Genomic DNA, 26104 nt, shown 5'->3' on the forward strand with positions numbered 1-26104 from the left:
CCCGGCGAGCGGGCCCGGTTGCGCCGAACCGGGCAAACCCGGTGTGGCTGCCTCCGGGGCGGGATGGCAGCGTTGGGGTGATGAGCCGCAAGACGCCGATCCGCAAGCCGATCCCCGTGAAGTCCCACCGCGGCGCCCTGCCCCCGTTGACGCCCGCCCAGCGGGCCGTTGTCGACGCCGCCCGCCAGTTGCCGCAGTTCACCGACCCGCTGGACGTCGAGGTGGCGTTGAGCGCGGCTGTGGCGCCCGCGGTGGACGAGGACGTGTGGCCGGGGGTGGTCGCGAATGCCGTGGCGGTGCCGAGCAGGCGGAGCCTGGCGTTGTTGCGGGCGGTGGCGGTGCTGGTGCCCGAGTCGGGGGCCGGGGTTGAGGCGGACAAGCTCGTCGGTCAGGCCGAGCCGGGGTGGCTGGGGGCGTTGGACGGGTTGCGGGTCGGGGAGTGCTGGGTCGTCGACCAGGTGGCCGAGGAGGGGCACCTGACGTTGCTGTGCACGTACTCGTACGGCGACGAGGTGCACGCGGGGCTGTACCTGGTGGACGAGAACCTGGGCGGGGTGGTGAAGAACGCGTTCATCACCAAGGACGTCGAGACCGCGCGGACGATGCTCGGGGATCACGGGACCGTCGAGGAGATCGCGGCCGACGAGGCGCACCGGCGGTTGGCCGAGGCGTACGGGAAGGTCGACGGCGGGCCGGGGTTGGGGATCGATCCGGACGTGTACGTGGTGAAGTTGTTGGTGGCGCGGCGGATCGCGGTGGCTCAGCGCTCGTAGGCGCGGGCCTGGATGTCGTACAGCTCGCGGTAGAGGCCGTCGGCGGCCATCAGTTCGTCGTGCGTCCCGCGGGCGACGATGCGGCCGTCGTCCAGCACGACGATCCGGTCCACGTTGCGGATGTTGGCCAGGCGGTGGGTGACCAGGATCGTGGTCCTCGACCGGGTCGCGTGCTGGAGTCCGGCGAACACGGTCGCCTCGGCCTTGGCGTCCAACGCGGCCGTGGGTTCGTCGGCGACGAGGATGGCGGCGTCGCGGTAGATGCCGCGCGCCACGCTGATCCGCTGCCACTGGCCGCCCGAAGGCTCGTGGCCGTCCTTGAACTCCTTGGACAGCACCGTTCTCTCACCGCGCGGGAACGCCTCCAGCACCGCACGCGCGCCCGACTGGTCCACGGCCTCCGCCCACCCCGCGCCGGACGGGTCGTGGCGGTCGAGCCTGCCGACCCGGATGTTGTGGCCCGCGGTCATGGGCCAGTGCGCCGGTTCCTGCGAGATCACCGAGATCCTGGTGTGCACGGACTCCCGGTCCGCCGCGGCGATGTCCACGTCGTCCCACAGCACCCGCCCCTCGTCCGGCGTGTAGAGACCGGTGATGAGCTTGCCCAGCGTGGTCTTGCCGGAACCGTTCTGGCCGACGAGGGCGACGACCTCGCCGCGGTTGATCTCCAGGTCGATGCCGCCCAACGCGGGCCGGTCGGCGTCCGGGTAGGTGAACGTCACGTTCTCCAACCGGATCACGGTCGGGTCGGTCGGCGCGGTGACGCCGGTCGACACGTGGTGGCGGGCGTGCGCGGTGGTGAGCAGCCGCCGGTAGAAGTCGATGTAGAACGAGTGCTCGTAGAGCTGGTTCACCGCGTACATGGTGGTGGACAAGGAGGTCGACGCGGTGCGCATCGCGACCACCGCCGCCCCGGCCAGCGCGAGCGGCATCGCGCCGGTGTAGAGCAGGACTCCCAGCACCAGGTAGGCGATCCCCGTGCCGACGCCCGCCAGCGTCCGGCCCACGAGCCGCACCAGCGTCTTGCGCGCCTCCAGCCGAACCTCCTCCGACGTCACGTCGTCCGCGATCCGCCGGTGCTCGGTCATCAGCGGCTCTTGCAGCGTCAGCGCGAACCGCTCGACGGCCACGTCCCTGGCCACCATGAGGTTCTCCACCACGAACAGGCGCAGGCGCCGGGTCACCATCCGCAGGAAGTTCCGGTAGCCGAGCTTCGCGACCCGCATCGCCGACCAGCCGTCCGCGATGGCCGAGAGCAGCAGCACGGGCGCCAGCCACGGGTTCAGCACGCCCGCCGTGACCATCGCGGCCAGCAGCGAGATCACCGCCGACACGAGGTCCGTGACGACCCGGTTCGCGACCTCGATCGAGTTCATCGCGTACCGGCCGCCCTGCCGGACGAGTTCGCGGAAGTCCGGGTCGTCGAACGCCGCCAGGTCGACGCCGATCACCGCCGCGTTCAGGGCGTCCTGCGCCGCGTGCCGCACGCGCGGCGTCAACGCGCCCTGCACCGCGCCCGCCGCGCTGTCCAGCAGCCCGCGCAGCGCGAACGACCCGACGAGCAGCCCGATCGACGGCAGCGCGGCCACCAGCCGCTGCGGTGTGGGGCCTTCCTCCAGCAGCCGGGTGAACACGCTCGCGGTGGCGAGCAGCCCGAACGCCGTCACGCACCCGGACAGCACCTGGACCACGCCCGCCAACGCCGTCAGCCACCGTGACGTGCGCCACGCGAGCCGGATCACCAGCCCCGTCGCGGAGGGCACCGCGGCCAGCGTCCGCCACGTTCCGGCGGCGGCCACCTGCGCGTCCACGGACGCCCAGCGCGGCGGTTCGAGGTCTTCTACGCCTATCAGGGTTTCGGCCACCAGGTCAGGTTGCCGGGCCACCACCGAGCGCGGTCCGGTTCACCGTCAGGTTCGCCGAGTTGGCGGCAGTGCGACCGGCGTCCCAGCCCGCTTCGCTGCGCACCGTCACGGATTTCGACTTCGTCTTGGTGAACAGGGTCTCGAACAGCACGTCCACGGCCTGTTTGCGCTCCGACAGCACGGGCAGCAACCGGTCGTCCGACGCGTGCACCTCGGTCGCGGCCTCCAGCCGTTCGCCGACGCGGTGCGCGTAGGAGTAGAGGAACGACTTGCGGTAGCCGCGGCTGCGCGCCTCGGCACCCTTGGACGCGCCGGAGCCCGCCGCCACCATCGCCCTGGTCGCCTGCACCAGCAGCGACGTCGACAGCAGTTCGACGATCTCCAGGTCCATCTCGTCGCCGACCAGCGCGACGAACCCGATGTTGCCGTACACGACGGCCCGCGACCGGTTCGCCTTCGCCACCACGTGCACGAGCTGCGCCTTGCCGTCGAAGTAGCTCTTGTCGAGCCACATCCGCCGAGAGGTCGCAGTCTGCGGCACGTGCGCGTCCGCGTCGATCGCCGCGCGCTCGAACGCGTGCCGGTTCATCAGCTCCTGCGCCTTGGCGGACAGCGCCTCGGCCTCGTCCGGGAACTGCGTCGACTCGGCCTTCGCGAGCAGCCCGCGCACCCGGTTCAGCACCTTGGAGCTGACCCCCACATGGGTGATCTCGATCGCCGCCGAGCCCGGCCGGGGCAGGATGTTCTGCAACCGGGGCAGGAGCAGCAGCCGGGACAGCAGCGCCACGGCGACCTCGACGGCGTCCTGCCGCAGTTCGATGTGCTTGCGCGCCCACTCGTCCACGTGCGGCTGGTCGCGGTCCCACCAGACCGTCGCCTCGATCTCGGTGAGCTGGTCGCGCCAGCGCGGGTGGATCGTCGCCTCCGGGTACCGCTCCACCTCCGACGCGATGGCGTCGACCAGCATCGAGACCGCCCGCTCGTCGTCGTGCCGCTCGACGACCTGCACGAGGTCGTACGGCAGCCAGCCCGCGTTCCACAGGTTGTCCAGTTCGCGGTGCAGCACGTCCGCCAGCGCCCGGTCCAGGTCAGCCGACGACACCGCGTCGAGCTTCGGGATCCGGAGGCGCGGGTTCGCCGCGGCTTCCCACAGTGCCTTGCCTACGGTGTCCACGATGGGTGATTCTCCCCCGTCGCTCTGGTGTGGCTGCGGCCGGTGCGTCCACAACCGTGCCAGCCTCCGCTGGTGAGTCGTGGGACACAGGGCCGCAAGCAGCCACTTCACCGCCCGATCGTGGTGGTGAGGTCGCTGCGCGGTCCACACGGGACGGACCTCGGACCGGTGCAGAAGGCTGTCGTCCAGGCGTGCCGGGGCCTCCCGCAGATGACCGATCCGCTGGAGGTGGAGCTGACCCTCAGCTCCGCCGTGCCGCCGGGGGTGGCCGACGAGAAGTTCTGGGTCGAGCTGATCGACCACGCCGTGGCGCTGCCCAGCCGCCGCAACCTGGCGCTGCTGCGCGCGATGGCCGTGCTGCTGACCGGCAGGTCGGGGGAGTGGGCCGTGGCGTTCGCGCCGCCGGTGGTCGACTCCCTCGCCGTGCGCGGCTCGTGGATCTGCGACCGGTCGCTGGACGCGGGCTACCTGGCGCTGCTGTGCACCTACGCGCACGGCTCCGACGAGCACGCGATGGTGTTCCTGATCGACGAGGTCGCGGGCGGGGTGATCCGCAACGCCTTCGTGACCAGGGACGTGGACGTCGCCAGGGAGCGGATGGGCGCGCTGGAGGAGATCAACCCCGCGGCCGCGCACTGGATGCTCGCCAAGTCCTACAGCAGGCTGGACCGGCGGCCGGGGCTGACCGTCGACCCCGAGGTGCACCGGACCCGGCTGCTCGCGAACCGGCGGATCGCGCTGGCCTTCGGCTAGGCCTTGTTTGGGCGGGACGCCCCGGTGGCACACTGCGGCGACATCACCGGAGCCAGTCCGCCAGCCGCTAAGGGGCGTGCGTGAACGACTCGTCGAAGATCGGCAAGCCTGCCAGGGAACTGCTCGCCGCCGCCGCCGCGTTCCGCACGCAGGCCGAAGGCGTTCGCGCGGAACCGGACCGGCTGCGCGCGTTGGCGTTGGCGCGGTACGAGGACGTGCGGGACTCGCAGGTCGCGGACCAGGTCCGGGCGATGCCGGTGGAGAAGCTGCGCGACGCCGCTGCCGGTCTGCGGCTCGGCAAGCTGCGGGCCGCGGGGTTCCAGACCGTCGCCGACGTGGCCGGGGCGTCGTTCGCCCGGCTCGACGGGGTGCCGGGGGTCGGGCCGCAGTCGGCGCGGCAGGTGCTCGACGCGGCCAAGGCCATCGTCGACGCCCTCAGGCGGGACACGACGGTCCGGCTGGATCCCGACAGGACCGGACGGGCGCAGACCGAGCTGCTCCAGCTCCTGTCGAAGCTCCGGCGGGCCACGCAGCTCGTCGCGCCGCTGCGCGAGCCGATCACCGACGTGCTCGCGCGCGTCGACGCCGACGTGCGGGCCGCGTCGCGGGCGTCGAGCGGCGTGCGGATGTTCTTCTCGTTCAAGAAGAACAAGGAGGCCGCCCTCGCCTCGCTGGCCCGGCTGGAGGAGCTGCTGGGCAGCCGGGACGTCGCCGCGCTGCGAGCTGTCGGCGTTCAACTGCACGTGCCCGACCTGGACCACCGCGCCCTGTGGCGGGACTACGAGCTGGACGCCGCCGCGTACAACACCGCGCTGGCCGATCTGGCGGGCGCGGAAGCGGCGGCGGATCGTAGTGCCGCCAAGGGTTTCGTGCCGTCGGACATCGAGCGCGAGGTCGACTCGGTCACGCTCGACACGAGTCGGCTGAAGGTGTCGCTGCGCGGCTACCAGGAGTTCGGCGCCAAGTTCGTGCTCGCCCGCGGCCGCGTGATCATCGGTGACGAGATGGGGCTGGGCAAGACGATCGAGGCCATCGCCGTCATGGCGAGCCTCGCCGCTCGCGGCGGACGGGGGTTCGTGGTGATCTGCCCGGCGAGCGTGGTCGTCAACTGGGTCAACGAGATCGCCCGGCACAGCGACCTCGTGCCGCACCGCCTGCACGGCGCCGGCCGGGACGGTGCGGTGGGCGAGTGGCTCAAGCAGGGCGGCGTCGGCGTGACGACGTTCGGCACACTGCCGAAACTGGCCCTGCCGAAGAGGTTCCGCCCGGCGCTGGTCGTCGTCGACGAGGCGCACTTCGTGAAGAACCGCGACACCCAGCGCTCCAAGGCCGTCAACGCCGTGGTGCAGCGCGCCGACCGCGCGGTCCTGCTGACCGGGACGCCGATGGAGAACCGCGTCGAGGAGTTCCGCACGCTGGTCTCCTACCTCCAGCCCGGTCTCGCCGCGCGCACCACCGGCACCGACGCCGTCGTAGGCGCCAAGGCGTTCCGCCGCCTGGTCGCGCCGGTGTACCTGCGGCGCAACCAGGAGGACGTGCTCGGCGAACTGCCCGAACTGCTGGAGGTCGAGGACTGGGTCGAGTTCGACGGCGCGGACCAGGAGGCGTACTACGAGGCCGTGCGCGCCGGGAACCTGATGGCCATGCGCCGCGCCGCGTACGAACCGGCCGTCCCCGACGGTTCGGCGAAGCTGGAGCGGATGCTGGAGATCATCGAGGAGTCCCGCGACAACGGCTGGAAGGTCGTCGTCTTCTCCTACTTCCTCGACGTCCTCGCCACGGTCGCCGAGCACACCGGCGCCTACGGCCCGCTCACCGGCAGCACCTCGTCGTCCGGCCGCCAGCAGTTGGTCGACGACTTCACCGCCCACGAGGGCCACGCGGTGCTCGCGGCGCAGATCGAGGCGGGCGGCGTGGGCCTCAACATCCAGGCGGCGTCCGTCGTGATCATCGCCGAACCGCAGTGGAAACCGAGCACCGAGGACCAGGCCATCGCCCGCTGCCACCGCATGGGCCAGGTCCGCAAGGTCCACGTCCACCGACTGCTGGTGAAGGACAGCGTGGACGCGCGGGTCCAGGAGATTCGCGACCACAAGACGCTGTTGTTCGACCACTACGCGCGTGAGAGCGACACGAAGCACAGCCACGAGTCGGCGTTGGACTCGTCGGTGTCGGTGGAGAAGCGCGTGGTGCTGGCGGAGCAGCAGCGGCTGGGGCTCGGATAGGTCCGACTCGATCGGCTGCGGTTCACTGTTCGGGTGGCCGTGAGACTTGACGTGGACGCGTTGCTGAGCGCCGTGGGTTCCGAGACCGCGCTGCTGGGGCAGGAGCTGGTGGCGCGGGTCGGTGACGTCCAAGGCGAACGGGGTGGTGTCACCGCCGTGGTGGTGGACCCCGGTTTCGGGCGGGCCGACGTGTGGGTCGCCGTCGTCGGGGGTGAGCTGGTCGGGGAGTGCGACTGCTCGGTCGAGGGGCTCTGCGCTCACGCCGTCGCGGTGGCGCTGGCCGCACCGGAACGCGGTGTCGTGTTCACCTCGATCCCGTCCCGTTCGGGCTCCGATCCAGATCAGGAGCGGTTCCTGCGCGTCGCGGGCGCGCTCGGCCGTCGGAAGCTGAACCGGCTGGTCGCCGAGCACGCCGCGGAGGACCGGCGGTTCGCGGCGGCGCTGCTCGCGGCGGCGGGGCTGCTCTCCGCGCCGAGCGCGAAGGACATCAAGACGGCGAGGCGGATGGTCGAGGCGACCGCCGCGATTCCGGGCGGGAGCGTTAGGTGGCAACTGCACGACCTGGTCACGGCCGGACGGGACATGGCGGTCGAGCTGGAAGTGCTCGCCGAGCGGCCCGCCACCGTCGAGCTGCTCGACGTGGTCGAGGAAGCGGTCGTCGTGTGGTCGACGTTCCTGGAGCACCTGCTCGACAGCCGCGAGGACTTCGACACCGATCCCGTCACCCAGAGCTTCGCGGATCTCCACCTGAACCTGTGCGAGGCGTGCGACCTGCCTCCCGTGGAGCTGGCCGCACGGCTCGACGACCTTCTCGGCAGGTGCGAGCCGGACGTGTGCCTGGACATCCCGAACGCCTACGAGGACCTGCTGGGGGACGAGCCCGTGGAGGGGAGGACGTGAGCGGCGAGGCTCGTGCGCTCGGCTGGGTGGGGACGGTTGTGCCTCGGGTGAAGGTGCTCGGGGTGGTGGTGGATGTTGTGGTTCGGGTTGATGTTGTCGCGCATGCGGCTCGGCGTGCGGGGCCGGTGCTTGATCGGGACGTGTTGGCAACATGGGAGTGGCCTGAGGCGGTGCGGGAGCCCGAGGTGGTGCGGTTGGTCGGGGTGGTGGCGACCGGCACGCACTGGCGGGGGGCGTTGAGGGACGCGGTGCGGTTGTCGGGGTTTTGTGCGGTGGCGATCGTGGGGGTGGATGAGGAGCGGTGTCGGTTGGAGTGTGCGTACGCGGGGGTGGGACTGGTGGTGGAGGGGACTGTGGTGGTGGTGCCTCGGGGTGGGCGGGCTGTGGGGGCGCGGCGGCGGACGTTGGACCGGTGGGTTGAGGAACTGGTGTACCAGCGGCTCATCGTGGACGGGGTGTTGGAACCGGTTGCCAGGCCTTCCGCCACGCCGTGAGGAACGGGGGTGGGCGCCAGCCGAAGAGTTCGGTGGCGATCTCGGCGTGGTGGGTGGACGCCGCTGTGCAGCGCTCGTGCCAGGCGAGCCTGCGGTCGGTGTCGGTGAGGTGAGGGGCCAGGAGTTCGTCGCGCAGCTCGTGGAGCCGGTCGATCGAGTGCCGGAACGCGGTGTCGGTGCGGGTGGGTTCGTCGGTGGTGGTGGCGAAGTGGTCCATGGGTCGGCCGCCGCACGCGGTGCAGTCGCACGCCCACAGGTGGCTCATGTCGGGGGTGCGCTGGACCGCGCCCGCGACCTTGTCGGCGCCCAGGTAGCTCAGGCAGTGGGGCACGAACACGGCGACGCCCGCGCGTCGACCGCCGCCTCCCGCGCCGGGTTTCGGCAGCGGGTAGACGTGGCGCAGCGCGGTGGTCGTGCCGATCGCGGCGGCGTGCGCGCCGTGGCAGAGGGCACCGATGGCGGACACGTCCGAGCGCAGCAGGAGCACCGGGACGTCGGTGGCGAGCAGGTCCAGCAGACCGCGCAGGACCTGCTGGACGCCCAGCGGGTCGGCCGCGTGCTCCAGGGCCAGCGCGATGGGGACGCGGGCGAACGACACCTCGTGGAGCAGGACTTCGCGGTCCTGCTGGTCCTTGAGCCAGTCGGCGTGCAGGGGCAGGGTGGCGAACACGGCGTCGCCCAGTGGGAGCGTCCGTCGGAGGATCGAGCGCAGGCCGGTGATGTCGCGTTTGGCGACGTAACCCGAGTCGGTGAGCACCGGGCCGCCGAGCGCGCGCTGCACGGCCAGCCACTGGGGGCTGAAGTCGGCGTCCGCGAACGCGCGCTTGCGGCCCGTGTAGCGCTGGGCGTCGCAGAGGATCGGGAACGCGGCGCCCTGGCGGCGCAGCGCCGAGGCTTGGGCCGCGGCTGTCGATCCGGAGATCACCAGTCCGCCGCCCGCTCGGTCGGCCAGTTCGGCGGCACGGAGGGCTTGCGCGGGCGCGCACTGCACGAGGAGCGCGTTCTCCAGCGGGGTGGAGATTCCACGGAAGCTCGGCATAGACCCTGCTCACGGGCTTGCTGGTGACCGTCCGGACAGGACGAATCTAACACCGGGGGGCTCCGGGACGCAGAGGACGAGCCTGGAACGTGAGTGATCCTCACATGTGGCGGCTCGGAGTGGGTGGAGAAGTGGTCGCCGAGTAGTCGTTCGTGCGCACTGGGGAATGGGGAGGGAATCCGATCCGTGCCGTTGTGGGTGCTTTCGCCGGAGAAGGCGGACAAGGGAAGCGGGATCGGGCTCGCTAAGGCGATCGGGAGTGCGATCGGGCCTTGTCGCGAACGGCCGTCGTGAATGGCTACGGGAGCTGGGCGCGGAGGGGGCCGCAGGTCACAGGGGGTGCGGGGCGCTTACCCGGAAAACAAAGAAGTGGTCCAGCGTAAATGCTGGACCACTTCTTTGAACCAGGTGCGCCGCCAGGGACTCGAACCCCGGACCCGCTGATTAAGAGTCAGCTGCTCTAACCAACTGAGCTAGCGGCGCTGGCACTTCATCTTGTTCTCTTGTCTGAACCGTGTTGCTCCGTTCCGACGAGAAGAACATTAGCACAGCGGTTCGCGCAGTTCCCAATCGGCTGGTCAGACCGGGTTTGGGGGGGGGTTGGATGGGGGAGAACTTCGCGCCGGTAACGATCGAGTATCCGGAGCAACGCGGGTAGGCAGGACGGCGTCTTCTTGAGTGGGACGGCTGAGGTAACACCTGCTGGAGGGCTGTCTCGTTGTACGGGGGGACCGGGCGAACGGATGGGTGCGATGGGGATGACGGGTAAGCGCGGGGCGTTCGGTTTGGTCGCGGTGGGCGTGGTCGCGATGTTGATCACAGGGTGCTCCTCGTCGCCCGAGGTCCCGGTGCAGGGGAAGAACGCGCCGTCGACCAGCAGCACCCCGCCTCCGCCGCCGGTGACGTTGACGCTCGGCACGCCCAACGGTGCGGCGGGGGTCGCTCCGGGGCTGCCGGTGATCGCGACGGCGGCTGACGGGAAGCTCACGGACGTGACGTTGACCGCCGCCGACGGGGCCGTCGTGGCGGGCCAGATCAGCCCGGACGGGCTCCAGTGGGCGAACAGCGCGGCGCTCGCGTACGACAAGGCGTACACGATGACGGTGACCGGGCAGGGCGCGGACGGGAAGCCCGTCACCGCGACGTCGGCGTTCTCGACCGTCAAGCCCAGGACGCTGACCCACGTCGAGACGAACCCGCAGGACGGGGCGGTCGTCGGGGTGGGCCAGCCGATCGCGTTCTACTTCGACGAGCCGATCGCGGACAAGCTCGCGGCCGAGTCCATGTTGCAGATCACGACCGAGCCGAAGGTAGAAGGCGCCTTCTACTGGTTCAACGAAAAGGAAGTGCACTGGCGACCGCAGGCCTTCTGGGCCGCCGGGACGAAGATCACCATCAACGCCAAGGTGTACGGCAAGCACGTGGGCGACGGGATCTACGGCCAGGAGGACCGGGTGATCAACGCCACCATCGGTGACTCGGTGATCCACGAGGCCGACGGCGCGTCGCACCAGGTGGTCACGAAGGTCAACGGGCAGGTCGTGCGGACCGTGCCCACGTCGATGGGCAACGCGGCCAACACGACCCCGGTCGGGACGTACGTGATCACGGAGAAGCGGGACCACATGGTCATGGACTCCACGACGTACGGGCTGTCGTTGGAGGACGGCGGGTACAAGACGCCGGTCGACTGGGCCACGCGGATGTCCAACAGCGGGATCTTCGTGCACTCGGCGCCGTGGTCGATCGGGGACCAGGGGAACCGGAACGTCAGCCACGGGTGCTTGAACATGTCGCCGGAGAACGCGAAGTTCTTCTTCGACAACGCCAGGCCGGGTGATGTGGTGATCGTGGCTAACTCGGGTGGGCCCGCGTTGGAGTCGTGGGACGGGTTCGGGGACTGGCAGGTTCCGTGGCCGGAGTGGGTTGCCGGGAATCGGTGACGGGGGCGGGCGTGTGGGGGAAGTCGCCCCGTTCGCTCAAGTGTCTCGAGCTTCGCCCCCGGTTTGTCAAGGCGGGAAAGATGCCTTGACAAACCGGGGGCGAAGCTGAGGGCGCTGGGGATCGGGGCGGCGGGGGGAGTGTGGGCGCATTCCTTTGTGGGTGCGTCCCGTTAGTCGGTGGTGGGGTGGGTCCCGTTAGTTGGTGGTCCGGTGGGTCCCGGTTGTGGTGGTGGGCGGGTCAGAGGTCGGTGACGGTGCCGTTTGCCACTGAGAGCCTGCGGGTTGTGTGTACGGCGTCCAGCATGCGGCGGTCGTGGGTTACCAGCAGCAGGGTGCCGGTGTAGGACTCCAGGGCTGATTCGAGTTGTTCGATCGCTGGTAGGTCCAGGTGGTTGGTGGGTTCGTCCAGGACCAGGAGGTTGACGCCGCGGGCCTGTAGCAGTGCCAGGGCTGCGCGGGTGCGTTCGCCTGGGGACAGGGACGCCGCTGTGCGTAGTACGTGGGCTGCTTTGAGGCCGAACTTCGCCAGCAGGGTGCGGACGTCGGCGGGGGTCATGTCCGGTACTTCCAGTTCGAACGCGTCCACCAATGGTTGTTCGCCCAGGAAGAGGCCGCGGGCCTGGTCGATTTCGCCTACGACCACGCCGTTGCCGAGGGTGGCGTGGCCCTCGTCCAGTGGGACGCGGCCCAGCAGGGCGCCCAGGAGCGTCGACTTGCCCGCGCCGTTGGTGCCGGTGATGGCCACGCGGTCCGCCCAGTCGATCTGGAGGTTGACCGGGCCAAGGGTGAAGTCGCCTCGGGTCACCACGGCGTTGCGCAGGGACGCCACGATGGCGCCCGCGCGGGGCGCCGGGGCGATCTCCATCCGCAGCTCCCACTCCTTGCGGGGCTCCTCCACGACGTCCAGGCGTTCGATCATGCGTTCCGTCTGCCTGGCCTTCGAGGCCTGCTTCTCGGTCGCCTCGGTGCGGGACGCGCGGCCCTTCTTGTCGTTGTCGGTCTGCTTGCGGCGGGCGTTCTTCACGCCCTTCTCCATCCACGCGCGCTGCATCCGGCCGCGCGCTTCCAGCGCCGCCTTGGTGTCGGCGAACTCCTCGAACTCCTCGCGGGCGTGCCTGCGGGCCACCTCGCGCTCCTCCAGGTACGCCGCGTAGCCGCCGCCGAACGTCCGCACCTGCTGCTGGGCGAGGTCGAGTTCGACGACGCGGGTGACGGTGCGGGCGAGGAACTCGCGGTCGTGGCTGACCACGACCGTGCCCGCGCGGAGTTCGCCGACGAACCTCTCGAGGCGGTCGAGGCCGTCCAGGTCGAGGTCGTTGGTCGGCTCGTCGAGCAGGAAGATGTCGTAGCGGCTGAGCAGCAGGGACGCCATGCCCGCGCGGGCGGCCTGACCGCCGGAGAGCGACGTCATCGGCTGGTCGAGGCTGACCGCGAGACCCAGGTCGGCGACGACCTCGACCGAGCGCTCCTCCAGGTCCGCGCCGCCCAGCGCGAGCCAGTTCTCCAGCGCGTCGCCGTACTCGTCGTCCGAACCCGACGTGCCCATGCTCAACGCCTCGGTCGCGGCATCCAGGACGCGCTGCGCGAAGGCCACGCCCGTGCGGCGGGCCAGGAACTCGCGCACGGTCTCGCCCGGCCGCCGGTCCGGCTCCTGCGGGAGGTGGCCGACGGTCGCGGACGGCGGGCTCAGCCGGACGGTGCCCTGTTCGGCCGGGATGAGGCCGGCGAGGGTGCGCAGCAAGGTCGACTTGCCCGCGCCGTTGACGCCCACCAAGCCGATGACGTCACCGGGTGCGACCACCAGTTGGAGGTCGGAGAACAGGACGCGGTCGCCGTGTCCGGCCGCGAGGTCCTTGGCGACGAGGGTGGCGCTCATGCAGGGGTCTCCAGACGTGAAAACGCCCCCTGACCTGCTAGGTCAGGGGGCGTTCGCTTGGGGTGAGTGACGGGACTTGAACCCGCGACACCTGGGATCACAACCCAGTGCTCTGCCAGCTGAGCTACACCCACCAAGACCGGTTGACCGGCGAGAAGAAGCATAGCGTGTGCACCGGTCAGGTCTGAAATCGGGTGGTCAGCCCAGTCCGTCGGCCTTCAGGAGCTCCGCCGCGACGGCCTGGGCCTGCTCCGAACTCGGGCCGGGCGGGGCCACGAACGCGGTGCGCCGGTAGTACGCGAGTTCGCGGATGGACTCCTTGATGTCCGCCAGCGCGCGGTGCGAGAGGCCCTTCTCCGGCTGCGCGTAGTAGATGCGCGGGTACCAGCGCCTGCACAGCTCCTTGATCGACGACACGTCGATCATCCGGTAGTGCAGGTGGGCGTCGAGCGCGGGCATGTCGCGGGCGATGAAGCCGCGGTCCGTCGCGATCGAGTTGCCCGCGAGCGGGGCGGTGCGCGGGTCCGGCACCCACTCCTTGATGTACGCGAGGACCTGGGCCTCGGCGTCGGCGATGCTGACGGTCGACCGCCGCACCTCCTCGGTCAGGCCGGACTTCGCGTGCATCTCCACGACGACCTGGGGCATGCCGGCGAGCGCGTCGTCGTCCGCGTGGATCACGACGTCCACGCCTTCGCCGAGCACGTTGAGATCCGCGTCGGTGACCAGCGCGGCGATCTCGATCAGGGCGTCCTTCCCGAGTTCGAGGCCGGTCATCTCACAGTCGATCCACACCAGACGATCCATCACCCGCGAGAGCCTAGTCTCTCTTGACCTTGGGGACGTCCGCGCTTCGAGTGGCGCGTCCCCGCGACCTCATTACGCTGGTGCGAATGACTCAGCAGCAGTCCGCGGCGGCCGAGATCGCGGCCGGGTACGCGTCGGCCGGTCCGGCGGTCGAACTCGGTGCGGTCCTGGTGGACGGCGCTGTCGAGCCCACCGCGCACGTGCGGCTGCCGCTCGCGATGATGAACCGGCACGGGCTCGTCGCGGGCGCGACCGGCACCGGCAAGACGAAGACCCTCCAGTTGATCGCGGAGCAGTTGTCCGCCGCCGGCGTGCCCGTCGTGATGGCGGACGTGAAGGGTGACCTTTCCGGACTGTCGCAGGCGGGCTCCGGCAACGACCGGATCACCAGCCGGGCCGCGGAGACGGGTGACGACTGGGAGCCGCGGGCGCACCCGGTGCGGTTCCTGTCGCTCGGCACGGGCGGCGCGGGTGTCCCGGTGCGCGCGACGATCACCAGCTTCGGCCCGATCCTGCTGTCGAAGGTGTTGGGGCTCAACGACACGCAGGAGTCGACGCTCGGGCTGATCTTCCACTGGGCCGACACCCGCGGTCTGGCGCTGCTGGACACCAAGGACCTCCGCTCGGTGATCAACCACCTCACGAGCGAGGAGGGCAAGGCGGACCTGAAGGGCATCGGCGGCGTGTCGTCCGCGACGGCGGGGGTGATCCTGCGGTCGCTGGTCAACCTCGAAGCCCAGGGCGGCGACACGTTCTTCGGCGAGCCCGAGCTGGACCCGGCCGACCTCATGCGCCAGGTCGACGGCAAGGGCGTGATCACGCTCCTCGAGCTGGCCGAGCTCCAGTCGAAACCGGCCCTGTTCTCCACGTTCCTGATGTGGCTGCTGGCCGAGCTGTTCCAGGAGCTGCCGGAGGAGGGCGACCTGGACCAGCCGAAGCTGGTCTTCTTCTTCGACGAGGCGCACCTGCTGTTCGCCGACGCGTCGAAGGCGTTCCTGGAGCAGATCACCCAGACCGTGAAGCTGATCCGGTCCAAGGGCGTCGGCGTCTTCTTCTGCACGCAGCTCCCGACGGACATCCCGAACGACGTGCTCTCGCAGCTCGGCGCCCGCGTGCAGCACGCGTTGCGCGCGTTCACCCCGGACGACCAGAAAGCCTTGTCCCGCACGGTGAAGACCTATCCGACGTCGACGCACTACGACCTGGAGAAGGCGCTGACGTCGCTGGGCACCGGCGAGGCGATCGTGACCGTGCTCAGCGAGAAGGGCACGCCGACGCCGGTCGCGTGGACCAGGCTGCGCGCGCCCCGGTCGCTCATGGACACCATCGGGCAGGACGCGATCAGGCAGGCCGCGGCCTCGTCCGACCTGCACGGCAAGTACGCCGAGACGATCGACCGCGAGTCCGCCTACGAGAAGCTGACCGCGAAGGTCGTGCCGCGGGCCGAGGAGGGGCGGCCCGAACCGGAGGAGAAGGAGCGCCAGGACCCCGGTCTGGTGGAGAAGGTGCTCGGGAACTCCGCCGTGAAGTCGTTCCTGCGGTCAGCGGCCAGCGCCATCGGCCGCGAGATCACCCGCGGCCTCTTCGGCACCGCGCGGAAGCGCAGGTGACCGCTTGATCCGCAGCGACAGCAGCGCCGCCCCGATGCTCAGCCCACCCGCCACGAAGAACGTCAGCGCGTAGTCCCCGAAGTGGTCGCGCGCCAGACCGGCGGCCGTGGCCGCGATGGCCGCGCCGATCTGGTGCGACGCGAACACCCAGCCGAACACGACCGGACCGGCCTCGCCGAAGATCTCCCGGCACAGCGCGACGGTCGGCGGCACGGTCGCGACCCAGTCCAGGCCGTAGAAGATGATGAACACCAGCATGCTCGGGTGCACGGAACTGGCGAAGAGCTGCGTCAGCAGCAGGAGCGAGACGCCGCGCAGCAGGTAGTAGACGGCCAGCAGGACCCGCGAGTCGACCTTGTCGGTCAGCCAGCCGGAGAAGATCGTGCCGACGATGTCGAACAGCCCGACCAGCGCCAGCAGGCCCGCGGCCGTCGTGGACGGCATGCCGTGGTCGTGCGCGGCCGGGATGAAGTGCGTGCCCACGAGCCCGTTCGTGGTCATCCCGCAGATGGCGAACCCGACCGCCAGGTACCAGAACGACCGCGTGCGCGCGGCCGTCCGCAGGGCGTTGACCGCGTTGCGCGCCGCGCCGCCGGTGGCGACCGGGGGAGTCACGACCTCGGTGCCGCCGTACAGCGGCAGCCCCAGGTCGGCCGGGTGCTCCCGGAGCAGGAAGTACGCCAGCGGCACGACGAGCAGCGCCGCACCGGCGATGACCAGCGACGAGGCGCGCCAGCCCGAGGACTCGGCGAGTCCGGCGATCACCGGCAGGAACACCAGTTGACCGGTGGCGCCGCCCGCGGTGAGCACGCCGGTCACCAGGCCGCGGTGCTTGACGAACCAGCGGCCGGTGATGGTCGCGACGAACGCGAGCGCCATCGACCCGGTGCCCAAACCGACCAGCACGCCCCACAACAGCACCAACTGCCAGCTCGCCGTCATGAACACCGTCAGACCGCTGCCGACCGAGACCAGCAGCAGCGCGAGGCTGACCACCCGGCGCACGCCGAAGCGGTTCATCAGCGCGGCGGCGAACGGGGCGGTGAGGCCGAAGAGGAGCAGGTTGACCGACACCGCGAACGAGATCGTCGCCCGCGACCAGCCGAACTCCCGCTGCAACGGCTCGATCAGCGCGCCGGGAGCCGAACGGAACCCGGCCGCGCCGATGAGCGCGATGAACGCCACCGCGGCCACCACCCAGGCCCAGTGGAGGGTGCGGCCCGTGCGGGCCTCGCTCTGCTTCACCGGGCGAGCATCCGCCCATCCGACGTCTGTGGCCAGTGGCTGGGCGGCGGGCATGGCCGGAATCACGTCCTCCGGCCCGGAGCCGCCCGGAGGTGTCACGAAGGGCGGTCCACGCGTTCCAGGAACGGCCGCAGCAGGTCCGGCACGGCCGCGTCGGCCAGCAGCAGCCCGGTCTCCTCGTCGACGTCGATCACGTGGTAGACGCCGTCACCCGCCGCCGTCGTCGCCGACACCGTCGCCAACCCGGCCCTGCGCTGGAAGAACGACCGCGACACCCGCCAGCCGATGATGCCGCCGCGTTGCAGCGCAACGGTTTCCCGCAGCGCCGACCCGCTGCGCGTGACGAGGTAGCGGTCGGTCAGCGCGTGGCCGAGCGCCCGGTACCGGTCCCAGCCCATCAGCACCGCGAACGGCAGCAGCGCCAGCGCGGCCTGCCAGGCCCACGCGGGCGCGAAGTACGCGAGCACCCCGGCGAGCAGCAGCACCGGCAGCACGGCGCGCACGACCCGCCGCCGCAGCGCCACCAGCGGGTGCCGCCGCAACGTCGAACCGGTCGGGGACTCCGACTCGCGCAGCACCTCGTGCGCGACCCGGTGCGCCTCGGCGACCGGGGCCGGGGGCAGCAGCAGGCTGCTCTCGCCCTTGGTGCCGAGCCCCGTCGCCACGGCGGTGGTCCGCGCGCCGCGGCCCAGCCGCAGCAGCAACGGCTCCTGCACCTCGACGCCGCGCAGCCGGTCCTCGTCCACGGACACCGAGCGCGTGGTCAGCAGCCCGCGCCGCACCCGCAGCGTGCCGTCGGCCTCGCGCGTGAGCCGGTAACCCCAGAACTGCACGACGTACACCAGCAGCGACGCGATCACGGCCAGCACCAGCACCACGCCGAGCAGCACCGCGATGGTCAGCGCGAGCGGCGCGTTCGTGACCCACTCGACCACGTCGTGCAGGCCCGAGAACGCCGACCGCCGCAGGTCCAGCTCCTGTGCGTAGTTCATCAGCACGCCGAACGTGCCACCGACGGCGACCAGGCCCGACAGCGTCAGCGGGGCGAAGCGCAGCCACTTCGGGTCCAGCTTCGCCAGCGGTTTGCTCGCCTCGTGCGGGGGCGCGTCGGCGTCCGTCGACACGACGACGACCCGCGCCCGGTCGAGCAGGAGTTGGCGCAGCCGCTCGGCTTCCTGCGACGACACGGCGTCGAGCGTCACGCCGCCGTTCTCGCCCGCCTTCTCGTGCTGGCCGGTGCCGACCCGGATCGCGGACAGCCCGAACAGCCGGTGGCCCAGCTTCGCCGTCAGGTCGACGGTCCGGATGCGCTCCCTCGGCACGGCCAACCGCTTGCGCACCAGCAGACCCGTGTGCAGCTCCACCTGCTCGTCGGTGATCCGGTAGCGGGTGGTGAACCAGCTCAGCAGGCCGAACAGGACCACGAGGACGATGACGCCCACGCTCATCCCGATCCGCCACTTGTCGCCGCCGCCGAGCACGATCAGGCCGACCAGCACGGGGACCAGGCCGAGCAGCTCGTTGAGCGGCCGCACCACCAGCATCCGCAGGTCGAGCCGGTGCCACTCCAGCGCGGGCGAGGCCTCCACGAGTTCGGGCGCGCTCGGGAACTCCGGCGCGGTCACGTGGCGTCTCCGGGGGTCGCGTCCGTGGTGGTGGTCAGCTCGTCGGCCAACCGCACCGCGGACTCGTGGTCGAGCCCCTCGATCTGCACCGGACCGGCGGCCGACGCGGTCGTCACGGTCACCGTCGACAACCCCAGGAGTTGTTGCAGCGGACCGCGTTTCGTGTCCACGGTCTGGATCCGCGAGACCGGTGCGATGCGCCACTCCTGGCTCAGCCAGCCGGTCAGCGTGTACACCGCGACCGGCGTGGCCTCCCAGCGGTGCACCCGGAACCGCCAGCGGGGCATGACGACGGTGTGCGCGACCGCCAGCACGCCGGTCACGACCGCGGCCGTGAGCTGCCACGGCGGCGGCGAGTCCACGAACAGCAGCACGACGAGCTGCGGCACCAGCACGACCGTCCAGCCGATCACGGCGTGCAGGGTCCAAAGCGTGATCGACTTCCGGCTTACCTGGTGCCGCGGCGCACGCAGCCTCACCTGCTCAGTGGTCACGACACCACTCTGCCTCAAGACCGGACCCCGCACTGGCCCGGCCTTGAGGTCGTGCGTCAGTTCGCCTGGTACGGCGGGGTGAACACCTCACCGGGTTCGGTCGTGACGTGCACGTCGGCCTGGGCGAGGCCGACGCCGAAACCACCGGTGATACCCAGGCAGAGCACCACCGCGACCAAGATCCGGCGGATAGAGTTCACAACCATCATCGAGCTCCGTTCGATTGGCAGCGGCTTTTGGAAGAACGCGAAGGCGCGAGCGCGGGCCCGCGAACGCACGTGGGTACGGGATTCGGGGCGCGGCTGCGCGCCACGAGGCAGCGGCGCGGCTTGGCGCAGAAGGACCTCGCCTGCCCCGGTGTGTCGATGAGCTACGTGTCCCGGCTGGAATCCGGCCACCGCACACCGTCGTCCCAGGTGGTGCGGAAGTTGGCCGCCCTGCTGGAGGTCGACCCGAGCGAACTGGTCGGCGACCGGACCGAGGTCGCGCAGGACCTGGCACTCGCCTGGTGCGAAGCCCTGATCGCCTACCACGACGGCGACGTCGACCGGGCCGTCGACCTGTTGGCCCTGCTCGGCCCGCGCACCGGCGGCGAGGTGTTCGGCTGGTGCGTGCAGTGGACCCGCGTCATGGTGCAGTCGAGGCTGGACGACGGGGCGGCGCTGCTGCGCGTCGCGGACCTGCTCCGGACGGGCTGGTCGCCGGGCCCGGCCGTGGACGCGCTGGTGGAGATCCAGCGCGCCGCCGCGTTCCGCGTGCTGGGCAGGCCGAACGACGCCGTGCGCGCCGCGCGGCTCGCGCTCGACCTCACCGGACGGGGCGGTGGCGACCAGGTCGCCAGGGTGCGGGTTCGCGCGCTGATCGCGCTGTGCTCGGAACTGGTCGCGGCGGGACGGACCTCCGAGGCGGAGGCCGTGGCGGACCGGCTCGGTGACGAGGTCCGCGACCTGGGCTGCGACCGGCTGCTCATCTCGTCCTGGTGGGTGCGCGCGCGGGTGTTCGACCGGCTCGGCGACCGCGCCGCCGCGGCCCGGTGCATGGACCGCGCCCACGAGCTGGCCGGGACGTTCACCGGGGACCACGACTTCCGCTGCCGCGTCCGGCTGGCGTGGGCCGCCATCGGCCTGCGCGCGGAGGACCCGGACCTGGACCGGATCGCGGCGGGGCTGGACGAGGTCGAGGCCACGCCGTTCGGCAGGTCGTGCGAGGTGACCGCGCAGGCGAAGGCGCTGCGGGCCGAGGTCCTGCTGCGCCACGGGGAACTGGACGGCTGCGAGCGGTTCGCCAGGCAGGCGCTGGACATCGGCGGCCTCGGCCAGGAGGACCGGCTGCGCTGCGCGCTGCTGCTGGTGCGGGTCGCGGACGAGTCCGACGACGCCTGCCGGGACGCTCGGGCACTGCTGGTCGGGCTGCTGGACGACGTCGCGCCCGAGGCGGTCGACCCGGTGCTCTGGCGGGACGTCGCACGGGTGGCGCTGCGGCAGCACTGACGCCGCTCCGCGCACAGTTCCGCGCTCCAGCATCGCCGCACCGCCGCTCAGCTCTTCCGGACGCGCCCCGCGCACGTCCGACCGGAGCATGACACATGGGAGTCATGCTTTTCATCACCCAGTTATGCCGCACTTCGATAGGCAAATGACCCAACACCGTTAATCGGGTCGTCGGGTACAAGCCGCTGTCCGGGCGACGGGGCCGCCGCGATGACCCGGCGTTGTCATCCGCCGGTCAACCCACCGGCTCCGGCTGCGGGTCGACGGCGTCCGGGTCGAGGTCTATCCACCACACCACGGCGCCCGCCCGGCCGTGCACGCCGAGCGTGCGGTAGATCCGCTGGAGGTGGTTCTGGATGGTCTTCGGCGACAGGTCGAGCCGCCCCGCGATGGTGTTGGTGTTCGCCCCCGCCACGACCAGTTGCAGCACCTCGATGCCGCGCCGGGTCAGCCCCGCGCGCAACGCCCGCGCGATCCGGCTGTTGGTCCGCTCGGCCGTCGCGGTGGTGGGGCGCAACGGTTTCGGGCCGTTCGGCGCGAAGCTGAGCCCGGCCAGCCCGGCCGTCAGGTCGTGGTCCCGCAGCCGCAGCAGCTCCCGGCCGTCCTGCTGCTCCCGCAGCCGGTGCTGCTCCAGTTGCGCGCGGGCGTGCCGCAGCGCGGGCCCGAGCTGGCCCGCCCGTTCGTAGGCCGCGCTCAGCGCGTCGTGCGCCCGGACGGCCACCCCGCGCGCCAGGCCGCCCACGGCCAGTTCGGCGGCGCGGTGCAGCCGGGCGATCTGCTCGCCGACCCGGTCGCGGGCGCCGCTGACCCTGGCCTGCGCCAGCAGCAGCTCGGCGCGCAGCGCGGGCCGGTCGTGCCCGGCGAGCAACTCCTCCGCCCGGCGGCACGACCGGTGGGCGCGCTCGACCTCGCCCAGGTCCAGTCGCACGTGGGCGAGCAGCACCGTCACGCGTGCCAGCCGCACACCGTCGTCGACCTGCTTCCAGCGGTCCCGGACGTGCGCGCACAGGGCTTCGGCACGCCGCAGCTCCCGCTCGTGCGCGCCGGGACCGCGCAGCACCTTGGCCTGCTCGAACAGGATGGTGCCGATCAGTTCGGGGTCGCCGCCCACCTCGGCCAGCCCGAGCGCCCGCGCCAGCGAGCGCAGCGACCGTTCGGACGAGTCCAGCCGCAGCTCCACCAGCGCCCGCGACAGCCCGCAGCGGGACTGGAGCCGCACGTGCCGGTTCGCCACGGCGATCCCCTGCACGTGGTCGATGGTGTCCAGCGCCTCGGCCAGCAGACCGCGCTGGCCCAGCGCGACGGACTGGGCGAGCACGCTCTCCGCGACGCCCTCGGCGTCCTCCAGCCAGGCGTAGGCGGCAAGCGCTTTCTCCGCGAACTCCACGGCGTCGCCCGACCGGTCCTCGTCGAGCGCGATGCGCGCCTCCCGGAGGTTCACCGAGGCGTTCACCCGTGGATCGCCCGCCTCTTCCGTGCGAGGCAAAGGAATCGTCATCCGCCCGCCAATACAGCTCAGGTTTCGCCTCGGACAGGATACGGAGGCAGGTCCCGCTTCAGCACCTTGCCGGTCGCGTTGCGCGGCAGCGCGTCCAGGAAGACCACGTCGCGCGGCACGGAGAACCTGGCCAGGTGCGTCCGAACGTGGTCGCGCACGGCTTCGGGGTCCAGCACTCCCGGCCGGTCGCACACGACGTACGCCGCCAGCCGCTGGCCGAACTCCTCGTCCGGCACCCCCACGACGGCGGCCTCCCGAACCTGGTCCAGACCGGCGAGCAGCGCCTCCACCTCCGCCGGGTAGACGTTCTCGCCGCCGGACACGATCATCTCGTCGTCCCGGCCCGCCACGAACAGCAGACCGGTCCCGTCGCGGTACCCGACGTCCCCGGTGGACATGAGCCCGTCGCGCACCTCCTTGCCCATCCCGTTGGTGTAGCCGTCGAACAGCATCTCGTTGGCGACGAAGATCCGCCCGGTGCCGCCGGGCGGCACCGGTGCCCCGTGCTCGTCGAGGATCGCCAGCCGGGTGCCGCGCGGTGGCCGCCCGACCGTCGACGGGTGCTCCGCCAGCTCGGCCGGGGTCGCGATGCTGACCCACGACACCTCGGTCGAGCCGTACAGGTTGTAGAGCACCGGGCCGAACTCGCGCAGGCACCTCGTCGCCACCGGCGGCGGCAGCGCGGACCCGCTCGACGCGATCACCCGCAGGCTCGGCACGTCCCGGTCCGCCAGCTCCAGGACCCGTTGCAGCATCACGGGAACGACGAACACCGCGCCGCACCCCCGCTCGCGCACGTCGGCCAGCAGGACCTCAGGCTCGAACTTGCGCCTCAGCACCAGGGTCGCGCCGAGGACCAGGCCGATCTGGAACGCCGCCAACCCCCACGTGTGGAACAGCGGGGCGGGCACGGCGATGGTTTCCCCTTCCCTCAACGGGATCCGCGACAGCAGCGCGGCGGCGGGGGAGAGGCCCGCGGGCTCCGGACGGCGAGCGCCCTTCGGCGCGCCGGTCGTGCCGGAGGTGAGCACGATGAGCCTGCCGCGCGGCGGCCTCCTGGGCAGCGGGGTCGCCGCGCCCTCGGAGATCAGCTCGGCCACGTCGGTGACCCGCTGCACGTCCGGCGGCAGGTCGGTGAACTCCTCGTCCGCCACCACGACCGCCACCTCCTGCTCGCGCAGCACGGTCGCGAGCTGGCTCGCGCTCAGACCGGTGTTGAGCAGCACGGCGTGCGCGCCGATCTTGGCGCACGCCACCATGGTCTCCACGAAACCCCGGTGGTTGCGGCACAGCACGGCGACCTTGCCGCCCGCCCGCACCCCGCGTCCGACGAGGCCGTTGGCCAGCCTGGTGGTGCGCCGGTCCACTTGGGCGAACGTCAGCACCCCGTCGTCGTCGACGATCGCGGGCCGGTCCGGGTGCCGGGCCGCGCCCATCGCGTAGCCCCACGCCACCGTGATGTCCCAGTGCACGTACCCCGCCAGCACGCCGACCAGCCGGTCCGGGCGCATCGGCCGCACGACGCCCGCCCGCACCAGCGTGACCAGGTCCCGCACCGGCTTCACCGCAGACCCCTCAGCACCAGGCGGGTGACCCCCGCGGCGACCGACGCGAGCGGAGGGGTCGAGTCGTCCGGGAAGACCCGGTAGGCCAGGTGCGCCAACGCCCTCGTCGTCCTCGGGGCCACCCGGCGGGCGAGGTCCGCGACCACGCCGAACGGCGGGTTGACCTCATCCGGCTTCTCCACGATCGCCCGCACGACCAGGTCGGCCGCCTTCTCCGGCGTCAGCGCGGGCAGCGCGTCGTACGCCTTGGTGGGGCCGATCATCGGCGTGCGCACCAGCGGCATCCGCACCGACGTGAAGGTGACGCCGTCGGCGATCGTCTCGGCCCCGGCGACCCGGCAGACCTCGTCGAGCGCCGCCTTCGACCCGAGGTACGCGGAGAAGCGCGGGGTGTGGACCTGGACGCCCATCGTGGACACGTTCACGACGTGCCCGCCGCGCCGTTCGGTCAGGTGCGGCAGCAGCCCGAGGATGAGCCGCAGCGGCGCGAAGTAGTTCAACGCCATCGTGCGCTCGTAGTCGTGCAGCCGGTCGACGGACCGCAGCACCGAGCGGCGGATCGACTTGCCCGCGTTGTTCACCAGCACGTCGACGCCCTCGTGCTCGGCGAGCACCTGCTTCACGAGCGCGTCCACCGCGTCGCCGTCGGTGAGGTCGCACGGGTAGGCGAACGCCTTGCCGCCCGCCGCGTGGATCTCGGCGACGGCCTTCGCCAACTCGTCCGCGCGCCGGGCCACCAGCAGGGGGATCGCGCCGCGCCGGGCGACGGCCAGCGCGGTTGCCCGCCCGATGCCCGACGATGCCCCGGTGATCAGCACTGTCCGTCCGGCCAGCGCCGGACCGCCGGCCGCGCGGTCGGGGTCGAGGTGCCGCAGCCAGTAGCGCCACAGGGCTTTCGCGTAGGTGTCGAACGCGGGCGGTTCCAGGCCGGTGACCGCGCGGGTCGCGGTCGAGTCGAAGTCCGCGGACGTGGTCAGGTGGGGCAGGACGGCGGCCGGGACGCCCAGTTCGGCGAGCACGGCGGTGCCGACCGCGCCGGTCCTCGTCGGCAGCGGGAGCGGCGCCGTGAACGCGATCCGCGGCGCGTGCGCGGCCCGTGCCAGCGCGTTGTAGACCTCGGAGAGGGGCTGCGGTCTCGGCGCCGTGAGGTGGAAGGTGCTGCCGGGCTCGACGTCGGCGTGGATCAGCCGGTCGAGCGCGGTGACGACGAAGTCGACCGGGACCAGGTTCGTCGCGCCCCCGTTCGGGCCGACCAGCGGGAGCCACGACGGGACGTGCGCGACGGCGGCGAGCGCGGAGAAGAAGTAGTACGGGCCGTCGACCTTGTCGATCTCGCCGGTCCGGGAGTCGCCCACCACGGCGCCGGGCCGGTAGACGCGCCACGGCACGGCCTGCTCGCGGACGATCTTCTCGGCCTCGAACTTCGTCGAGTGGTACGGCGAGCCGAAGCCCTGGCCGAGGTCGAAGTCGGCCTCGGTGAAGCGGCCGCGGTGGTCACCGGCCACGGCGATCGACGACACGTGGTGCAGCAGGCCCGCGCCGGTCCGCGCGGCGAACTCCACGACCGCGCGCGTGCCGTCCACGTTGGCCGCCGTGTGGTCCTCCAGCGACGCCGTGAGGTCGTAGAGCGCGCCGAGGTGCACCACGTGGTCGACCCGCGGCCCGTCGATCGGCCCGGTCAGGTCGCCGACGACCTCGGTCAGCTTCGGGTGCTCGGGCAGCTTGCCCACCGAGTGCGGTCTGACCAGCGCGAACACCTGTTCGCACGCGGCGCGCGCCAGCAGCGCCGCGACGAGCCGCCGACCGAGGAAACCCGTCGCTCCGGTCACGAAGTAGGTGGTCACGAGTCCGATACTCGCACTACCTACCCGCGAGTAGGAAGAGTTGGGCCGGATTTCACCCCCGCAGCGGCATCTCCAGCACCTGACCAGGCCAGTCGCCCTCCACGGTGAACGTCGCGGTCGGCGTGAAGCCCCTGGAGACGTAGTACGCGACCAGCGCGCCACCACCGCCCGCGTAGCAGTCGACCCGCATCCGGTCCACGCCCCGGCTCACCGCCTGGGCGCGCGCGTGCTCCAGCAGCAGCCGTCCCGCGCCGGGGCCGCGACGGCTGCCGACCAGCGCGGTCACGTACACCTCCGGCCCGACGGCGGGCGGCGCGTACTCCGGCGCGGGCCCGATCGCCAGCGCGCCGACGACCTCACCGTCCACCTCGGCGAGGTGCAGGTCGTCCGTCCAGGCCTCGAGCGCCTCGACCCGCTTCGGGTTGGTCGAGAACGGCTCGGAACCCCACTGCCCGGTCCGCCCGCGGGACATCAGCCAGCGCACGGCCTCGTCGAGCAGGCCGAGCACGACGCCGACGTCCGGAGGACCGCCGGGACGGACGATCACGCCTCCGGCGCGCCGGAGGCGTTGACCACGGCGTCGCGCAGCGCGGCGCGCAGTCGTCCGACCTCCAGCGGGGTCAGCACGGCCGCCTCGCCGGGCGGCACGGTCACCACCACATGCCCCTGGCTGACGAACACGGTCATGTCGCGTCTGCGGGATGCGATGTCGCGGCAGGTGATCTGCCATTCCTTGCCAGTGCTCACGGCCCCCAACCTCCTGATATCTCGTCACGGGTGCTCGGACCAATCCGTGCGCTCGCGGGGGTGAGACGCACGCGGATTGGTGGCGTGACGGGACGCGGACGGAATTGTTCGCGCTACCCGGTCGGCAACCGTGCCGA

General features: G+C 71.6%; 22 protein-coding genes and 2 tRNA genes. 8 read left to right on the plus strand and 16 right to left on the minus strand.

Translation table 11 applies throughout. The annotated features are described in order from the left end of the window. Positions 1–80: 80 nt before the first annotated feature. A complete protein-coding gene (locus tag NZH93_RS04525) occupies positions 81–773 on the plus strand; it encodes a hypothetical protein (protein WP_259621626.1) in 693 nt (230 codons plus the stop codon). Here NZH93_RS04525 and NZH93_RS04530 read toward each other — a convergent pair. Next, the gene (locus tag NZH93_RS04530) at positions 761–2638 is read right to left on the minus strand and encodes an ABC transporter ATP-binding protein (protein WP_259621627.1); all 1878 of its coding nucleotides are present in this window, start codon (positions 2636–2638) and stop codon (positions 761–763) included. The genes NZH93_RS04525 and NZH93_RS04530 overlap by 13 nt on opposite strands. A 4-nt stretch (positions 2639–2642) precedes the next feature. Further along, a complete protein-coding gene (locus tag NZH93_RS04535; protein ID WP_259621628.1) occupies positions 2643–3812 on the minus strand; it encodes a DUF2786 domain-containing protein in 1170 nt (389 codons plus the stop codon). Positions 3813–3884: 72 nt separating this feature from the next. On the opposite strand from NZH93_RS04535, the gene NZH93_RS04540 reads away from it, so the two are divergent. From NZH93_RS04540 to NZH93_RS04555, 4 genes are all read left to right on the plus strand, one after another. Further along, the gene (locus NZH93_RS04540) at positions 3885–4565 is read left to right on the plus strand and encodes a hypothetical protein (RefSeq protein ID WP_259621629.1); all 681 of its coding nucleotides are present in this window, start codon (positions 3885–3887) and stop codon (positions 4563–4565) included. 80 nt (positions 4566–4645) lie between these two features. Next, positions 4646–6790 (plus strand): DEAD/DEAH box helicase, encoded by a 2145-nt coding sequence (locus NZH93_RS04545; protein WP_259621630.1) that lies wholly within the window; start codon positions 4646–4648, stop codon positions 6788–6790. 33 nt (positions 6791–6823) lie between these two features. Next, complete coding sequence (locus NZH93_RS04550; protein ID WP_259621631.1) at positions 6824–7690, plus strand: hypothetical protein; 867 nt, start codon at positions 6824–6826, stop codon at positions 7688–7690. Then, positions 7687–8184, plus strand: coding sequence for a hypothetical protein (locus tag NZH93_RS04555; RefSeq protein ID WP_259621632.1), 498 nt, complete (start codon positions 7687–7689; stop codon positions 8182–8184). The genes NZH93_RS04550 and NZH93_RS04555 overlap by 4 nt, the downstream gene beginning before the upstream one ends. On the opposite strand, the gene NZH93_RS04560 is transcribed toward NZH93_RS04555, so the two are convergent. Both NZH93_RS04560 and NZH93_RS04565 read right to left on the minus strand, forming a co-directional pair. Then, entirely contained in the window at positions 8132–9223 is a 1092-nt protein-coding gene (locus tag NZH93_RS04560) for a hypothetical protein (RefSeq protein ID WP_259621633.1), read from the minus strand. The genes NZH93_RS04555 and NZH93_RS04560 overlap by 53 nt on opposite strands. A gap of 409 nt (positions 9224–9632) precedes the next feature. Beyond that, positions 9633–9706, minus strand: a tRNA-Lys gene (locus NZH93_RS04565). Between the two features lie 275 nt (positions 9707–9981). On the opposite strand from NZH93_RS04565, the gene NZH93_RS04570 reads away from it, so the two are divergent. Beyond that, positions 9982–11166, plus strand: coding sequence for a L,D-transpeptidase (locus tag NZH93_RS04570; protein ID WP_259621634.1), 1185 nt, complete (start codon positions 9982–9984; stop codon positions 11164–11166). A 238-nt stretch (positions 11167–11404) separates the two neighbouring features. Here NZH93_RS04570 and NZH93_RS04575 read toward each other — a convergent pair whose 3' ends face one another. The 3 genes from NZH93_RS04575 to orn all read right to left on the minus strand — a co-directional run bounded on the left by NZH93_RS04575 (position 11405) and on the right by orn (position 13852). Then, on the minus strand, positions 11405–13042 hold the full coding sequence (locus NZH93_RS04575) for an ABC-F family ATP-binding cassette domain-containing protein (RefSeq protein WP_259621635.1): 1638 nt from the start codon (positions 13040–13042) through the stop codon (positions 11405–11407). Between the two features lie 58 nt (positions 13043–13100). After that, positions 13101–13176: transfer RNA gene (locus NZH93_RS04580), tRNA-His, on the minus strand. A 64-nt stretch (positions 13177–13240) separates the two neighbouring features. Further along, on the minus strand, positions 13241–13852 hold the full coding sequence (gene orn / locus NZH93_RS04585) for an oligoribonuclease (protein ID WP_259621636.1): 612 nt from the start codon (positions 13850–13852) through the stop codon (positions 13241–13243). 83 nt (positions 13853–13935) lie between these two features. On the opposite strand from orn, the gene NZH93_RS04590 reads away from it, so the two are divergent. Beyond that, positions 13936–15459, plus strand: a complete 1524-nt coding sequence (locus tag NZH93_RS04590) for a helicase HerA-like domain-containing protein (protein WP_259621637.1) — start codon at positions 13936–13938, stop codon at positions 15457–15459. On the opposite strand, the gene NZH93_RS04595 is transcribed toward NZH93_RS04590, so the two are convergent. The 4 genes from NZH93_RS04595 to NZH93_RS04610 form a co-directional block, all read right to left on the minus strand. Continuing rightward, positions 15391–16704, minus strand: a complete 1314-nt coding sequence (locus tag NZH93_RS04595) for an MFS transporter (RefSeq protein ID WP_259621638.1) — start codon at positions 16702–16704, stop codon at positions 15391–15393. The genes NZH93_RS04590 and NZH93_RS04595 overlap by 69 nt on opposite strands. 95 nt (positions 16705–16799) lie before the next feature. Then, a complete protein-coding gene (locus NZH93_RS04600) occupies positions 16800–18329 on the minus strand; it encodes a PH domain-containing protein (RefSeq protein ID WP_308214162.1) in 1530 nt (509 codons plus the stop codon). Beyond that, the gene (locus NZH93_RS04605; RefSeq protein ID WP_259621639.1) at positions 18326–18823 is read right to left on the minus strand and encodes a PH domain-containing protein; all 498 of its coding nucleotides are present in this window, start codon (positions 18821–18823) and stop codon (positions 18326–18328) included. Before NZH93_RS04605 ends, NZH93_RS04600 begins: the two co-directional genes overlap by 4 nt. Positions 18824–18879: 56 nt before the next feature. Beyond that, positions 18880–19029 carry a hypothetical protein gene (locus tag NZH93_RS04610; protein ID WP_259621640.1) on the minus strand — a complete coding sequence of 50 codons (150 nt, stop codon included), beginning with the start codon at positions 19027–19029 and terminating at the stop codon, positions 18880–18882. A gap of 72 nt (positions 19030–19101) precedes the next feature. Here NZH93_RS04610 and NZH93_RS04615 point away from each other — a divergent pair, with 72 nt between their 5' ends. Next, entirely contained in the window at positions 19102–20313 is a 1212-nt protein-coding gene (locus NZH93_RS04615) for a helix-turn-helix domain-containing protein (protein WP_259621641.1), read from the plus strand. A gap of 235 nt (positions 20314–20548) precedes the next feature. On the opposite strand, the gene NZH93_RS04620 is transcribed toward NZH93_RS04615, so the two are convergent. From NZH93_RS04620 to NZH93_RS04640, 5 genes are read right to left on the minus strand one after another with little or no spacing between them, the layout of a single operon-like run. Further along, positions 20549–21811 carry a helix-turn-helix transcriptional regulator gene (locus tag NZH93_RS04620; RefSeq protein ID WP_259621642.1) on the minus strand — a complete coding sequence of 421 codons (1263 nt, stop codon included), beginning with the start codon at positions 21809–21811 and terminating at the stop codon, positions 20549–20551. Positions 21812–21828: 17 nt separating this feature from the next. Then, positions 21829–23376 carry an AMP-binding protein gene (locus tag NZH93_RS04625; protein WP_308214163.1) on the minus strand — a complete coding sequence of 516 codons (1548 nt, stop codon included), beginning with the start codon at positions 23374–23376 and terminating at the stop codon, positions 21829–21831. Next, entirely contained in the window at positions 23373–25220 is a 1848-nt protein-coding gene (locus NZH93_RS04630) for an SDR family oxidoreductase (protein WP_259621643.1), read from the minus strand. Before NZH93_RS04630 ends, NZH93_RS04625 begins: the two co-directional genes overlap by 4 nt. 52 nt (positions 25221–25272) lie before the next feature. Continuing rightward, entirely contained in the window at positions 25273–25767 is a 495-nt protein-coding gene (locus NZH93_RS04635; RefSeq protein WP_259621644.1) for a GNAT family N-acetyltransferase, read from the minus strand. Further along, positions 25764–25967 (minus strand): hypothetical protein, encoded by a 204-nt coding sequence (locus tag NZH93_RS04640; protein WP_259621645.1) that lies wholly within the window; start codon positions 25965–25967, stop codon positions 25764–25766. The genes NZH93_RS04635 and NZH93_RS04640 overlap by 4 nt, the downstream gene beginning before the upstream one ends. Positions 25968–26104 lie beyond the last annotated feature (137 nt).

The sequence above is a fragment of the Umezawaea endophytica genome (assembly GCF_025061645.1).
Taxonomy (GTDB): Bacteria; Actinomycetota; Actinomycetes; order Mycobacteriales; family Pseudonocardiaceae; genus Umezawaea; species Umezawaea endophytica.

Excerpts from the sequence above, each read along its gene's own strand:
- NZH93_RS04525 (WP_259621626.1), top strand. The coding sequence starts at position 81 with ATGAGCCGCAAGACGCCGATCCGCAAGCCGATCCCCGTGAAGTCCCAC.
- NZH93_RS04560 (WP_259621633.1), bottom strand. The coding sequence starts at position 9,223 with ATGCCGAGCTTCCGTGGAATCTCCACCCCGCTGGAGAACGCGCTCCTC.
- NZH93_RS04570 (WP_259621634.1), top strand. The coding sequence starts at position 9,982 with ATGACGGGTAAGCGCGGGGCGTTCGGTTTGGTCGCGGTGGGCGTGGTC.
- NZH93_RS04575 (WP_259621635.1), bottom strand. The coding sequence starts at position 13,042 with ATGAGCGCCACCCTCGTCGCCAAGGACCTCGCGGCCGGACACGGCGAC.
- NZH93_RS04590 (WP_259621637.1), top strand. The coding sequence starts at position 13,936 with ATGACTCAGCAGCAGTCCGCGGCGGCCGAGATCGCGGCCGGGTACGCG.
- NZH93_RS04610 (WP_259621640.1), bottom strand. The coding sequence starts at position 19,029 with ATGGTTGTGAACTCTATCCGCCGGATCTTGGTCGCGGTGGTGCTCTGC.
- NZH93_RS04620 (WP_259621642.1), bottom strand. The coding sequence starts at position 21,811 with ATGACGATTCCTTTGCCTCGCACGGAAGAGGCGGGCGATCCACGGGTG.